Annotated in this window: 10 protein-coding genes; 5 read left to right on the top strand and 5 right to left on the bottom strand. The window is 41.3% G+C overall.

Going from position 1 to position 15,272, the window contains the following annotated elements; genetic code table 11:
- Positions 1-17 precede the first annotated feature (17 nt).
- A complete protein-coding gene (locus tag VEZ01S_RS15270) occupies positions 18-1,559 on the top strand; it encodes a hypothetical protein (RefSeq protein WP_021714955.1) in 1,542 nt (513 codons plus the stop codon).
- 95 nt (positions 1,560-1,654) lie between these two features.
- On the opposite strand, the gene VEZ01S_RS15265 is transcribed toward VEZ01S_RS15270, so the two are convergent.
- Both VEZ01S_RS15265 and VEZ01S_RS15260 read right to left on the bottom strand, forming a co-directional pair.
- On the bottom strand, positions 1,655-5,353 hold the full coding sequence (locus VEZ01S_RS15265) for an InlB B-repeat-containing protein (protein WP_021714954.1): 3,699 nt from the start codon (positions 5,351-5,353) through the stop codon (positions 1,655-1,657).
- 246 nt (positions 5,354-5,599) lie between these two features.
- Positions 5,600-6,298 (bottom strand): metal-dependent hydrolase, encoded by a 699-nt coding sequence (locus tag VEZ01S_RS15260; protein WP_021714953.1) that lies wholly within the window; start codon positions 6,296-6,298, stop codon positions 5,600-5,602.
- 221 nt (positions 6,299-6,519) lie between these two features.
- Between VEZ01S_RS15260 and VEZ01S_RS16780 the strand changes: the two genes are divergently transcribed.
- Complete coding sequence (locus VEZ01S_RS16780) at positions 6,520-6,687, top strand: hypothetical protein (RefSeq protein ID WP_156896029.1); 168 nt, start codon at positions 6,520-6,522, stop codon at positions 6,685-6,687.
- Between the two features lie 140 nt (positions 6,688-6,827).
- On the opposite strand, the gene VEZ01S_RS16880 is transcribed toward VEZ01S_RS16780, so the two are convergent.
- Complete coding sequence (locus VEZ01S_RS16880; protein WP_021714952.1) at positions 6,828-10,487, bottom strand: glycosyl hydrolase family 18 protein; 3,660 nt, start codon at positions 10,485-10,487, stop codon at positions 6,828-6,830.
- Between the two features lie 908 nt (positions 10,488-11,395).
- On the opposite strand from VEZ01S_RS16880, the gene VEZ01S_RS15250 reads away from it, so the two are divergent.
- Positions 11,396-11,869 (top strand): Fur family transcriptional regulator, encoded by a 474-nt coding sequence (locus tag VEZ01S_RS15250; protein ID WP_021714951.1) that lies wholly within the window; start codon positions 11,396-11,398, stop codon positions 11,867-11,869.
- A gap of 129 nt (positions 11,870-11,998) precedes the next feature.
- On the opposite strand, the gene VEZ01S_RS15245 is transcribed toward VEZ01S_RS15250, so the two are convergent.
- Together VEZ01S_RS15245 and VEZ01S_RS15240 are read right to left on the bottom strand one after the other, a co-directional pair.
- Positions 11,999-12,484, bottom strand: a complete 486-nt coding sequence (locus VEZ01S_RS15245; RefSeq protein ID WP_021714950.1) for a VOC family protein — start codon at positions 12,482-12,484, stop codon at positions 11,999-12,001.
- Between the two features lie 127 nt (positions 12,485-12,611).
- The gene (locus VEZ01S_RS15240; RefSeq protein ID WP_021714949.1) at positions 12,612-13,520 is read right to left on the bottom strand and encodes a LysR family transcriptional regulator; all 909 of its coding nucleotides are present in this window, start codon (positions 13,518-13,520) and stop codon (positions 12,612-12,614) included.
- A 101-nt stretch (positions 13,521-13,621) separates the two neighbouring features.
- Here VEZ01S_RS15240 and VEZ01S_RS15235 point away from each other — a divergent pair, with 101 nt between their 5' ends.
- Positions 13,622-14,017, top strand: a complete 396-nt coding sequence (locus tag VEZ01S_RS15235) for a CidA/LrgA family protein (RefSeq protein WP_021714948.1) — start codon at positions 13,622-13,624, stop codon at positions 14,015-14,017.
- Positions 14,017-14,706 (top strand): LrgB family protein, encoded by a 690-nt coding sequence (locus VEZ01S_RS15230; RefSeq protein ID WP_021714947.1) that lies wholly within the window; start codon positions 14,017-14,019, stop codon positions 14,704-14,706. The genes VEZ01S_RS15235 and VEZ01S_RS15230 overlap by 1 nt, the downstream gene beginning before the upstream one ends.
- The last annotated feature ends 566 nt before the right edge of the window (positions 14,707-15,272 follow it).

The following is a 15,272-nucleotide window of genomic DNA, read 5'->3' as shown; positions in this document are numbered from 1 at the left end:
ACAAGAGCGATTAGAGCATGAACAATTGCGTTATCAATCAGCAAACGAATGAGCAAAACACTGGCCCAGTAGAGGACAAGACCTTGAACAACAATACCCCTGCATTGTTACCTCAAGAGGTCATTAATGATCTTTTAGAGTGGGAGATGATGCATGGGGTGGCTTTTCGTCAAGCGGACAATACCGCAAGGCACGTACCATTTAGTATCGCACCAATGAGTATGCAAAAGCCCATTTATGAGCACCTATTAGCGGTGACGCCTCTTATTGCCAAACTGATCAGTAATGTGTCGGAAGACCACGAATTTTTACAGCAATCGTTGACGGATATGGCTAAAGCCGATCCCTTTTTTGGTCGTCTCATGGAGCTACATCAGCAAGCACACGGTGATGTGAGCCAGCCTTTAAATCCTGCTCGTCAGCCACTGTTACTAATGCGTACCGATTTTATGGACGATCGCAAGCATGGCGCAAAAGTCATTGAGTTTAACAGCATTGCGGCCGGAATGGGGCCATTTGGTCAACGCGCCGCTGAACTTCACAACTTTGTAAATCGTCAGTGGAATTCGGTGTATCGTAATTGGTTAGAAGATGACACGGCGCTACCGGCTGAAAATAAAGGCATGCAGCAACTGGCTCACGGTATTGCTGTTGCCACTAAGAAGGTGAGTGCCCACTTTGCCTCTTTAGGTGAGGACAGCGCAGCACATACGCCGACGTTCTTGATGGTTGTCCAAAAAGACGAAGACAATGTCTACGACCAACATTTATTGGAAGTGGCACTGCAACATTTAGGTATTCGCACCGTAAGACGTACCTTCGAGCAATTGAGCCATCAGCTTTCAAGTGGTGAGCAAAAGCGCTTAATGCTGGAGGACGTTGGCGCTATTGATACTGTGTATTTGCGAGCTGGCTATCAATTTACGGATTATTGGGCCCCGGATCTTCACGAAGATATCTGCTGTCATACATTAAGCCAAACCCGCTTGTTTATCGAAAAGCACTATGTGGCAATGAATGCGACCATAGGTCAGCAACTGGCAACCAGTAAATCGATGCAGATGCTTCTTACTACCATGCCAGCGCAAGAGTACGCTCGTTGGGGCTTAACCGAACAAGAAGCGCAACAAGTGAAGAGTGTTCTTGCAGATATGAAGCCTATCACGACACAAAATATTGATTGGTTTAATACGTCTGCAAATAAACAAGCGTGGGTATTAAAAAACCAAGGTGAAGGAGGTGGGCATTGTGTGTTCGGTGAAGATATTAGCGCCACACTGGCTAGCTTAAAACCAGAAGAATATGACGCTTGGGCGTTGATGCAACGCTTATATCCCCACGAACGTGATACCCCTACCATTGCTGTCCGTGATGGCAAGCAAACCTTAGTTCACGATCTGGTCAGTGAAATAGGGCTGTTCACTGCGCACTACCAAGGTGAGCCAGTTACTGAGCACAAGGGTTATGCGGGCTACTTAATTCGCAGCAAACCCGCTAGTGAAAACGAGGGGGGTATTCATAGCGGGCAAGGGATTTTGGACTCTTTGGCGTTGGTTTAATAGCAGATACTACTTTAGTATCATAAAACAAACGCCAGGGCTGTATGCTCTGGCGTTTGTTTTTGTGCTCAAATCATAGAACACTAGGATATGACTTATTCAACATCAAATCGTAAATTTTCAGTAAACTGATATTGACGATTATTGCCTGCTAAGTCTCTTACCGTCATTTCAGTTAATCCCCATGTTCCTGGAGCTGAGCCAACGGGTAGTATAGTTTCAAAGACGTACTGGATTGGCGTGGTAGCATCGCAATTAGGGTTGTCTTTTAAAGCCTGACTATTACATTTGAAATAGCCACCTTCCTGATCGGGGGCTGTGGTTTTATCCACGTTGCTATTTTTTGAATGCCAGAAGTGAAACTCTTGGCCTTGAGGATTTCTCAATCTGATCCCGGTGATATTTAATCCTGAAGCCGTTGCTAAAGGTTGCTCTTCGTATGCCCAATAGTAAATCTTAACTATTGTTTCACCATTTGGGTTGTCTGGATTTGTTGGGGCAGCAGTTACTCGAAGGCATGTTTCATCCTCATCTTCAGATTGACATACCTGTTGATTAATCAAAGGCGCATTAGTATCAGGAGTACTTCCCGATACTACGAGCGTGATTGGATCTTCATGAGTCGGATGGTTTGCGGTAAAGCTTGTTTTTCCTATATTCAATGCTTTGTCCTTCATAGTTATATATCTAGGGCCATAGTTTCCCAATGGAATAAAGCGAGTGATTAGCCAGTCTATCGTACAAATATTTGTAGCATCACTACGGCTAGATACTTCAGGAATATAATGACTATGTAGTTCGTGACTATATTGACCCCATCCGAAGTCAGCGGATTGATTACTTATATTTGCATAGCAGTAACCTTGATCCATCGACTCATTCTCATTTAGTAGCCACTGTAATTGCAACAATTGCTCATCTTCTTTTAATTCAACAGGAGAATCAGTAGAGTCAGAGTTAAACAAGTTCAAAGTCATGCTGTTTTTTACATATTGGGGCGCAACAATATCTGAATTTGCATTATTGATATAGAGACGCCAACCATAGTCCGAGCTTGCCAGTTTTTCAATTCTACGATTGCCAACTTGATCGAAAACGACTATTTCAGCGGGCACCCACCAACCTTTAGCCGCTTCTGCTGGAAGATCGAATCTTGCGATTAATTTAGAGTCGAGTTGTGCTCCATTAGCAGGTTTAAAGTATTGATCTTTATATGTTCCAATTGGGCTTAGTAAGCGCATATACGCACCGGATGCACCGTCAAAACAATTGTCTTGATTATTACAGTTTTCACTTGTGTGTAATCCAAGAGTCACTACTACACTTTTCTTTTGTTCCGGCGCGCCATATACAGAGATATCGACACTATTGATTTTTCCTGGATATATATAATCCGGGTATAAATTAAGCACTTCAAAAGTGAGATCAGGACGAATTACACTGAGATAGATACTACCTTGCATAATATAGTCTCGGATGAATTCGTATTTTGGCAACGCTCTTGAACGCAATAAATCAGGGTTGGTTAAAAAGTAAGAAATACTTTCTGCCATATCTTCATTAGGGTTCAACTTAGCGGCATATGCTGTCACAAATTGAGTGGTGCTACATGATGCCCATTGTCCGTCAAAAACAAGTTCACCATCAAATTTGGGATGATCATGTACTTCAGTTAAAACATTTAATGTCTCTGGATCTACGTTTGGTGGTGTCCAATTATTAGGGTCTTCTGCCCATTGTTTACAGTTCCCGTCGGTATCTCCTGGAATATACCACCCAGATTTTTTTAACCATTCATATTTGAGGTCATTTGAGAATGCATAGTCCCATAAGAAGTGAGACTTTTCGTGAATAATTAAACGTTGAATATCACCAATAAAGTTTTGCGTAAAGGCTGATTCCATAAATTCAACATAATTAGCTGATGTCCAAGCTACAGCCGGTGCGGCAGAATATAACGGGTGGGGAAGTCCATTCGCACGTCTTAAGAAGTAACGCAGACCGCCTTTTTCATTAGGCAGACTGAGATCTTTCATTCCTTCAGGGAATTCTTCTAAAATAGCAATGATTGCAATTAATTCTTTTGGCTGAAATATCTGCCATATATTTGCATTACGATCGTCGTCTATTACTGGAATGGTCTCGTAGAGCCCGTTAAAGTTACGAGTAGTCGCTATAATTACGCCGTAACGCTGTTTGAGTATATGAGCCGCTACATCAATTTTTTGGCCATTGTCTGTAACAAAGCGTATAGCTGCGTTATATAAACGGTTAGAGAAGAATCGTCCACGCTTACCATCAACAGTCACGATTGTTGGTGATGCATATTTGAATGTTTGAGTAGAAATTTTAACTTGAGTGCTAGCATCTGTTAAATTGGTGACTTCAATATCGTCTGTCAAAAGTTCGTCAGTTAATACCCAGTGACTTGCATACGGATGTTCAGCAGCCGACCCTCCTGAGAGTTGATTTGGAAAACTTTCAAGGCCCGTTCTTTTTAGCATTTCAAGTAGACGGTACGCATGCTCCTGACTCCAAGGAACATCTGAATCATCTAAAATAATACCAAACAGCGACTGTAGGGTTGCACTTGCATGGGAATCTACATCGCTATAATCTTGGCCTATAATTTCTATCGGTAAGTCTTTGTTTATATATGATGAATACTCTCGTCCTGCTGTATTGATATCTTCAGACCAGTGATATTGGAAGTGATCTTGTTCTAACCCATCAATACGTTCAGCATTAAATTGAGCAAAAGTACCGGCATTAATTTTGATGACATTACCATTAACTTCTGACAAGGAAGTTTTAGCTCTTGGGCTATCATTTTCTTCGACACTATCATCGGCATCTGCAATTTTATACCCTGCTTGGCTAACAGTTAAAATATAATCTTGTTGCTTATTTAATCCTTCAAACTTCAGTTCACCATCTTTGGATGCGGTTGTAATGAGTACACTTTTGTCATCGGAAGTTAAGGTTCCGATAACTGGACGGTCATTGCTTGCACCTGAAACATCAACGATAATTTCCTGGTCGCCAACAGTACGTTCAAATTGAGCGTTTATCGTGCAATCGTTCGATACATTAGTGATGTAGTATTTATTGTCTTTTAGGCTGCCACCACATCCACTAATTGACTCTAAGGTATATTTATCATCTGTGGAAACATCAAATTGAGCATTCTCTCCATAAGCTACGCTCATTGAGCTCGGTGATACGTTACCACCTTCCGATGAGTGTGCAGTTATGTGATATATAACGGGGGCAAAGGTTGCGATTACCTCACAGTTATCTTTTAATATTCCGGTCTTATATGTATTCCCGTTTAATGTGCCATCACAGCCTTCAATATGTTTGAGTTGATATCCGTCATTAGCATTTAAATCAAAGCTTGATGTTTCTCCATAGTTAACACTTTGCTCTTTTGGTGAGATAGTTCCCCCGTTACTTGCATGAGATAACGCAGTTACTATTATTGGTGTGAATTTGGCGGCAATACTACAGTCATTTGTGATTAATCCGGTATTGTATTGAGAGCCGAAAAGAGCCCCTTTACATCCAGTTACTTCACTAATCTCAAAGCCATCATCAGCATTTAAATTAAAAGTATATGTTGAACCATGTTGTGCATCTTGAGTTTTAGGAGTAATACTTCCTCCTAATGATGCTGTGCTTGTGATTGTATAGTGTTGGAGAGGGGGTTGGTTATTATTAGAATTATCATCACCGCCACAAGAGACGACACTGATCGCTAAGCCCAATATCACTAGGGTGTCTTTTAAATACATGAAATCTACCACTGTTGTTGACCAAATTTCACATTGTCATTTATTTTATAGGCATAAAATAAATGACAATATTCTTATATTTATTAAAATTAATGTCAGAGAACGCAGTATATTTGAAATGTTATTTTTTATCTTTGATATAATCCATATTTTATTAATAATTAGGAATATAGATTGATATGCAACAGTGCTCGTATTGTTTATTTATAATACTTGCTTAAAATAATCACTAACGATTTTTTATATTTAATAGAATTTAAAATGCCCCCAGTTAGTTAAAATATATATGAACTCCGTCACGTTTGGGGAATACCAATACCCAACAACACAGATAGCCACCAAGCTAATGCTCAATACGATATGATTTTCGGGAAGCAACTTAAGCGCAGTACCGAAAGAGTTCTTAAGTTTAAAGCGGCTAAACTCCACACTGTTTATTTCATCCATGAGTAGATGCAATAAAAACCCCATCAAGAAGAAGAAACCGGTTAACCACGCTGTCATTGCCGGTTTTATCACGATATGCCCTGCTAAATAAAAGGTGACATTGACCAAAACCAGTGTATTCGCCACACCAAAGACAATAGAGTGACAAGCCCCTCTATGTGCAGTGATTTTCTTGAAAATCCGTAACAATATTTGATGCAAAAAAAGATAGATGGCTAATGGAATGAGCAACAGTCGCAATAAACCCGTTGGTGTATGAGCATCGCCAATGACGAAATGCATCGCCCCAAAACATAAGGCAATGGACATTGCCCCATAAATGACTTCCAGTGACGTTGAACTGTCAGAATCAATATCAGGATAGAGGCTGCCAATAGTACCTACAAACCATAACCAGAGTGCCGTCTGTATGGTGATGTCTCCTTTTGCAACGAAAGTGGCGGCTGCAATGCCAGTTACGGCGACGCCCGCTTTGAGGTGAGTATCAAAATTTGCCATTTGAGAAGATCCGAGATTAAAGGAGAGATTAATTTACAAAATTTATCGCGATGCCTTGTAAGTAGCAAGTGAGAGAATGGTCAGATTCAAGACATGCGCTTTTTATTTTTTCTTTTGTTATCAGCAACTAACGAATGATTTTTATTGTTGGAGTATTGTTGTGGTTGGGTTGTGATTTGTGGGGTCTATACGAAGGTTAATTGATACGTCATTGGCGCAATATGCCTATTATCGTACGCGTATTTCTCTATTCTTGTTTGCACTTACCGAGCACTGAATTAGACAACACAAAGGTCGCCTCACTCTCTGCCACTGGATTTTCGAAAGACTCTGAAGTGGCTCAATATATGACCTTGCCTATGAGCGTGGTGTTACAGGTGCTTCGGTGACTATTGCAGCGCTGAATACTCCGAATATGCTGGCCTTTAAATCAGCCAGACAAAATCAGGGCCAGAGTTTTCATTTTGCATTGTGTGAGCAATGGTTTAGAAAACATCTGGCCCTGTAATTACTTTTTTATCTTACTGGATTATGGGCAGGTTACTGCATCCCAGAACCAGCTTCCTGCTTGTGGAGACTCCCAAACACCAGGGTTGTTTTTCGCTTTGAAACACTCACCTTGGAATCGGACAATATCGCCGTTGCTAACATTGGTTTGACCGCCCACCCAATCGATAACATCGCTTGGATCAGTATCAGGGGCTTCTGGATCTGTCCCCGGATTTTCAGGGTCTGTTTCAGGATTTCCTGGCTCAGTCTCTGGGCTTTCTGGAGCGCTGCCGTTTTCTGGCGAATATTCTGGTAGTTCAGGGAACGCCGACTTGATGCCGATGACTTGGTCATCAATCAAGAAACGAATACCTTGAGTACCGATTGTGGCTGGTAGGTAGTACACCAGATCAATCGTGGTCTCAGCCCCAGGAGCCAGCGACTGCCAAGATGGAAGAATCAGTTCTGCCACATGGAAGTCTTCTACTAGGTGGTTTGGACGCTCACCTTGTACATTGTCGTTTCCGGCATTGTAGGTGATCTCTGCGCCAGTACCTGACCAGTCTGTCAATACATCTGAAGTGGATGTTGGCAGTAGGAACTGAATCACGGTTCCGCCTGGTAATTCAACGTTACTCTTGTTAGTGAAAGTAAACTTAGGGTTGAATGGATAGTTATTGTCACCGACAGGGAACTCTACTGCGACATCAACGTCAACTTGTGATGTTGGAGTATCCAGAATATCGTTGTGCTGAACACTGTATGGCGCAGCTTGTTTAAAGCCTTCATGCATCTGCGTCACAAGGGTTTGGCCCATGTAATATTCATTGTTCTCTTCGTCAAAGTCGTAGTCGCCCGCTAGCTCCCATATCATCACACCACCGAAACCACGGTCTTTGATGTATTCGATCTTATGCGCCATTGACTCTTCATCTTCGGTAGATAAGAACACTTTCTTCGAAGCATTCCATAGCCAAGGTACTTTCGCTTTTTCATCGAAGTGACGAGTATAGGTACCTGAGATGATGTGCTTAGGATTGTTCTCATCCAAGCCCCACTCTGGACCATAGCTTGGGATAGTGCCAGTTAAACCAAGGCTTTGTGCATGCTCAAGGTTTTTAGCGTGCCACATAGGAACCACGCCTGCGGCCACTTCTACACCATTTTCATCTACGTCATGCCAAAGGTTATCGATGCCTTCTGCGCCCGCGCCACATGGATCATTTAATCCTGTACCTTCTGGACAATCGGACTGGCTAGGAAGTGGAGAGGTGCCGTTGTAACCATTCACACCGCCTTCAACGTCTTTCCAACCACGAGTATAGAAAGGCACACCAATATTCAGCTTGCCAGGGTCGACAGCGCCACGGAAGTATTGACCTGTCCATGCCGCATTTAGGTAGCCAATGCCTTTATATTGCTCAGCTCCATAAATACCACCGGCTTGCAGTTCACCATCAATGCGGTTATCAAACAGCGCAGCATTGTGCCCAACAAAATGGTTCCAAGTGCCATGGAAGTCGTACGTCATTAAGTTAATGAAGTCTAAATACTGGGTAACTTGGAAGTTTTCCATACCACGTAATAGATACGCAGATGATGGAGAGGCGATAGTAAAGAGGTACTTACGTCCGTCTTCTTCTCCCGCAGCATCCAGTTTTTCGCGAGTGACTTTCATCAACTCAACGTAGTTTTCAAAGAGTTGTCCACGACAGATATTCGATAGAGGCCAGTCAACAGGGTTACCTGCATCCGCCATCGAAGTTGGATATTCGTAGTCGTAGTCAATACCATCGAAGCCATATTTACGAACGTATTCAACGGATTGATTGGCAATCTTGTCGATACCTTCATGGTTAACAGTACAGTTTGGATTGGTTGTACCTGAGTAGAAACCCCCTGTTTCTGCCCAACCACCGACTGCAAGAATGGTCTTCACATCAGGGTAGAGTTTCTTGTACTTGTTTAACAAGTTGAAGTGACCCTTGTAAGGTAAAGAAGGGTCCATCTCTGCACCTGCTACGCCCGGCCATTCCATTTCAGTCGCACTGTCATCAAGGGTAAATTCAATGGTGTTTGAATCTAGGCCTGCAAATGCGTAGTTGATGTGAGTGACTTTATCCCAAGGAATATCTTTGACTAAGTAGGTCGGGAATCCATTGCTACCGTTTCGCCAAGAAGTAAAGTAACCGACAATTCTGCGTGGGTGGTCGTCGCCCATACATTCACGCACATCGCCTTGGCTATCGGTGTAGTAAACCTGCGAAATATCACATGACAAATTGCCTAGGTTATTTTCGTCAATGACGGTGACCTGAATACGACTGGTTGAAGAAAGGTTTTCATCATCAGTTGCAATAGCTGCAAGCGTGACACTTCCAATCGTTGTTGGTGTCCAATCACAGGCAAAGTTGTTGCTGGCGAACGCATCAAATTCACAGATGGTTGTGCCATTGGCCGTGATGGCAACATTCGATAGATCGGTATGTTCTGTAGAGGCATCAACGCTGATTTGTACCGCTTGATTCACTTTAAGTAAGCTACCTGCACTTGGAGAGGTAAAACTTACATTGGGTGGAGAAGCTTCTTCCTCTTTATCTTGCAAAGTGATTGCAAAACGTTGTTCTGCAACAGGCGTGCTAGTTTCACCATCATTGTATGTGCCGCTCACTACAACTTCGTAGTTGCCTTCAACAAGATCTTTGCCTGCTAGGGTAAGACCAAAGAAGCCATCAACCGTTTGTTGTACGCTCACAAACTCTTGGGTGCCTTGAACCAGTTTTGCATTGACGAGAATTTCAGTATTACTTTCAACCGTCAGGGGAATGTTTACCGCTGAGTCAACTAGCTCATATTGATCAGTTAAGCCTGTAACGGAAATGGTCGGCGTAATTTCAGGGGTTTCTTCTTCGGCATCGATAAAGCTGATAGGGAAACGCTGCTCTGTAATAGGCAGTGCCTGACCGTCATTGTCGTAAGTACCGCCAATGATTACTTCATAGCTTCCGGCAACCGCGTTGCTATTTTTCAGAGTAAAACTAGATACGCCATCGATGGTTTTTGATAGCTCAGTAAGCACTTGCTCACCTTGTACCAGCTTAGCAAAAGCGTCTACCGTGGCGGTTGTTTCAACATTAAAGGCAATATCGACGGCATTGTCGACAATGGTGTATTGTCCTTTTAGCCCTGAAACAATGGTAGAAGGCTCTTCAACGACTGGCGGTGGTGGTGTGACATCGCCACTGTTACTGCTAAAAATGATGGAGCTTTCAAAGTCGCTCACATTCTCTAATTGGCCGTCATAACCAAAAGAGAAAGAAAAAGAGTTGTTGGCAGTAAGATGATCTTTAATCCAAGCACCTTCATCAAATATAAATTCGATACGATGCAGTACACCACTTTCAGTGGTGCTGGTGGTTAGGTTCCACGTTGGGTAGGTTAGACCTGTACCGGAGAACGAAAAATTGCTGACACTGGTAGGAAGCACAAACTCTAAGGTTGCGCTTCGCATATCAATATCTGTGCCGCTAGCGTTTAGTACATCAATGGAATAAGTACTCCACCATTGACTCTCTTTTGCCGAGGTACCAATATCAACACCGTTTATTTCGCTGGCATTTGCCATGGCGATTGTAATTGGGTTTAAACATAGCCCAGTAATTAGGGCTGTGGATAAACCAGCTAACCGTATATTATTCATAATGTCCTTTAGAAAAACTCACATTCGAGGGAATTCTCATTAAAACTTCAACAAATGAAATTTTAATTCAGTGTATTCATGCGATGAATGTCCGTAAATACTTATTTCTTGTAGTGAATTTACTTTTTGGATAGTTTGTGAGCGATATAGGGTTTATTATTGTTTAATATTATTTGTTGTAATAAATGACAATTTCAAATAAGCCTTACTTATATTTTGAGTTAGATATATTAATGCAGTAGTCTGTTGTGCTTAGTACTTTGTTTTAGGAGTTGCTAGAAGAGGGTTTTGCTAAATAAGTTACTGATTTTTAAGTGATTTATTTCGATTTATTAAGGTTGAAAAAACAGGGTTTTGTTACAAGCCATTAATTGAGAATCAGATTTAAACTTAATTCCTATTATGATCGATAAAATAGAGTGTATCGTATAGCGGTTGTTGTTAATGTTGAGTGAATAAGGTGTTTTAAATTCAAATTGTCCATTTTGTTTTGTATTATTTTTTAATATTGTGAAGTGGTGCTAAAAGTTGAAACTTTATAAAATTCGTTATGATAAATATGAATGAAATAATTAGTGATCTTGGACGCAATTAATCAGTGATATTTATAATTACCAGACATAATACTGCGACTTAAAACGGATTTGTTACCCGTGCACAGACACTACGGCCTTTACTTTGAGTCTATAGGTTTGGATGTATAGGTATCATTTAAGGATAGATAGGCACATATGGTGACGGCTTTAGTTTGCTATCAAGAGTCAGATTGAGAGAGAGTCGGCGAGGGAGGTTCATCGATGACAAATAAAAAAAGGTATTTTTCGGGAAACAGACAGAATTTTGTTGTGATTTACAGTAAACTTGAGGGCTACTTACTCTATTACTAAAGACGTGATACCAAGAAACCTATGTCAGATATTTACCAACTGTCTTATTCTAAAATGATTATTGAGCATGCCACTGCAAAATGTAAGCAAAATGGCGGTCAATTAACCCACAAAAGAAAACAGATTCTTTTGTGTTTAGTAGGATCAGAAAAAGCGCTGTCTGCCTATGAAATTGTCGATCTCTATAAAGAGAAATACCAAGAGAGTATGTCGGCAATGTCGGTTTATCGTATCTTGGAATTCTTGCAAGAGCAGGGCTTAGTGCATCGCTTACAGATTGCTAATAAGTATATCTGTTGTATGCACATTACTTGTTCGCACAACCACGAAGCCTCACAGTTTCTCATTTGTTCGAACTGTTTCAAAGTGAAGGAAGTCAGCATTAGCGCTGCCCTTATTGACGAATTGAAAAATAATGTTGCCGCTGCGGGGTTTGTATTTGCCAGTGAGCAGCTAGAAGTGAATTGTTTGTGTGAAGAGTGTCAATCGCTGTAGGTGTTACCCAATACCACTCAGCAAGTGATCAGTTATTTAGTACAACTGGTATAAATGCTTTCCGATACTAAATTAAAGAGGATAGGCCATTCGGCTTATCCTCTTTTTTTGTTACTGGGGCGGTGAATATTACTCGTAGTCAGAAGCGTAAGTTTCTTCATAAGTGTGGGAGTAAAGTTCGAATAAATTACCAAACGGGTCTTCTAGGTAGACCATTTTAGCGGGTTTATTATCGTCTTCAGGGTGATAGCGCATGATATCCATACGCACTTTGCCACCGTATTGCTCTGTGCGCTCAATGGCACCGGCAAAGTCATCAGTTTGTAAGCAGAAGTGAAATATTCCAAGGCGAGAAAAGTCCACCTCGTGACGCTGTTGGCGCTCTTTCATTTCAAACAACTCAACGCCGATACCGTCAGTGGTGACTAAGTGTGCGATGTTAAAGCCTTTAAAGCCTTCACCAAATACAGCAATGCACATACGCCCAATAGCCGTTTCACGTTCTTCGATCACTTTGGTGTTATTCATCACAATGTTTAAACCAAGAGCTTTGGTATAAAACTCAACTGCTTGGTCCATATCACCCACCATAATACCGACGTGGTTCATTTTCATAATCTGCTCCAATTTCTTTATGTCTGTTTCACGTTTAACGCGTGTTTTGTTTCGATAGGAGAAGTATATGGAAAGAGTATCATCATATAAAATTATGATATTTTATTTAAATAATAATATTTTCTTATTACAAGGCTCGATTGCCAGTATTGTCGGCAATAGCCCATTGGTTATTTTGTATTAGATTGAGCATGGCTTCACTGGCTTTGGAAACGTAACGTTCTTTGTTCCAGATAGCAGCAAGCTCCCAGCGAATGTTCTGCTTGATAGGAATAAAGTAATAATCATCTGGATTGAGTCGGTGGCAGATTGGCTCGGGCATAAAACTGACTCCCATCCCACTTTTAACCATTGCGGCTAAAAAGTCCCATTGGCTACTTCTCACGCCAATATTGGGCGTAAATCCTATGTCGGTACAAATTTGAGTAATGACTTCTGAAATGACAAATTCAGAGTTGTACATATAAAAAGGGAGGTCTTTTAAATCAATAATGTCAACGATAGGCACGTCGTGCCACTGAACCGTTTTCGGCAATACTGCTAGGATAGGGTGCGTGTCTAACGGCCAGCAATGAAATCGAGAATCGGATTTAGTCAACATCGTAATAGCAATGTCGATATTGCCATCAATCACGTCGTTTTCTAGCTTTCTACTGCCACTTTCTATAATAGACACTTCAATTTCTGGATATAAACGAGAAAACTCTTGAATGAGATGGGTGTATAAGTGTCCCACCATAGGCGGGATGCCTAAGGTAATCTTGCCCGATTTAAGTTGTTGCAAATCATTGAGCCTTGTTTGCATCTCCTTTTGTTGCAGCAGGACTGACTCGGCATAAGAGAAGACGATTTCTCCTGCTTCGGTTAACTCAAGATCTCGACCGTTGCGATAGATAAGCTCGTGCCCGTAGCTTATTTCTAATGACTTTAGGGCCTTGCTGATCGTCGGCTGAGTGACGAATAAGTGCTCAGATGCTTTAGTGAAGCTGCGACAGTTCACTAAGGTGGTGAAGTATTGGAGTGCTTTAATGGACATTGACTATTCCCTTTTGGAATATATTTACATCATATTATTCATTGGAGTTTGTTTTTTCAATATTTAATAATATCTATGAAATAAATAGTTTGGCAAGCGACATGAAAATCGAAAAATTTAAGTATGTTGGAATGACATTAGTACAAATTGTGGTGTTATGTCTGATCTGGCTACTCTCTAGTTGGTTGGTTACCAACTTCAATATCCCTTTACCATCAAATGTATTTGGAATGTTTTTGTTACTAGCGCTGCTGTTCAGCAACGTGGTGAAAGTACAGTGGTTAAAAGCGGGTTCAAACTGGCTAATTGCAGAAATGCTGCTGTTCTTTATTCCTGCGGTTATTGCCGTGGTGAATTACGGACCATTGTTTGAGCATCAAGGGTTGAAAATTGCCGTTGTAATCGTGTTAAGTACAGCGTTTGTATTGACCTGTACGGCGGTTGTAGTGGATACCGTATATCGATACGAGCTTAAAAAAATCAGGAGTAACCGATAATGCATATCCATACTTATATCGCGATATTTTGCTTGTTATTTACGCTGGCAGGTTACTACTCAACAAAAGCTATGCACGGCCGTTTCAAAAAAGTATGGCTAATACCTTTGGTCTCCGTTCCGGTATTGATTGTCGCGATGCTGTTAATCTCTGGTATCAGCTATACCGACTACATTCAAGAATCCCATTGGTTAGTATGGATGTTAGGTCCTGCAACGGTTGCGTTTGCAATTCCGGTTTATGAAAACAAAAAGATTATTCGAAATCACTGGTTGTCGATTACAACGGGAGTTGTTGTCGCTGTGATTGCGGCGTTAGTCAGTACTATCTTACTGAGTAAGGCGATGCATTTATCAGATTTGCTACAAAAAAGTTTGGCTGTGCGTTCTATTACCACTCCTTTTGCGGTCGTTGCTTCTAAAGAAATTGGTGGCAAACCCGATTTGACGGCTATCTTTGTTGTTATGACTGGTATCGTCGGTATTGTGGTAGGTGAGACAATGCTAGGTTTATTTAAAGTACGCTCCCGTCATGGTAAGGGAGCTGGCCTAGGGGCTTCAGCTCACGGTTCTGGCACGGCTATCGCTTACGGCATCCATAGCAAAGCGGGTACCATCGCCAGTTTGATTATGCTGTTTTCTGGCGTGGCAACAGTGCTTATTGCACCAGCTCTAACTCTGGTGATATAAGCCAGACAACAACGAAATTCAGAATTTAGAGGGCAACGATGGTTAAAGATCGTTGCCCTTTTTGTATTTAACCTAGGAATTGCATCACTGAACGGCATCAATAGGAAAGGGTGCGTTTAAAGTGAAGGGAGCAACGCTAAAATCGCCTTCAGTTCTCCATTTTTATTAAGTATGGAGCTATAGGCATTTACTACATACCAGATGGATAGGGGCTAGGTATGTACGAGTAGATATGGAGCTAATCTATAGAGATATGGCGGAGTACCAGCTATCAATATGTTTAAAGTTCGCTGTTTTAACTTTACAGTTAAGTAGGCTTGTTAGTGGGAGAACTATTTTTGTTTGAGTGTTGTATTATTGATTATATTACGTACCTATTAACTATTGATACAACTACTAGCTCATGGTTGTTGCTGAGTTCTGGAGGAACTTTACTCTCTTGGTATTGCAATGTTTAGTCGATGTATTTAATACGCTACACTCCTCAAAAAACTTAATAACGTGAGAGCTAGCAAAATACAAGGTATGTAAGTTAAGTACACTTAATCAGCATTCAAGTTGCTCTA

It is taken from the genome of Vibrio ezurae NBRC 102218, from assembly GCF_000467185.1.
Lineage (GTDB): Bacteria > Pseudomonadota > Gammaproteobacteria > Enterobacterales > Vibrionaceae > Vibrio > Vibrio ezurae.
The sequence above is the reverse complement of the archived record's forward strand: the minus strand, read 5'-3'. Positions and strand labels throughout refer to the sequence as shown.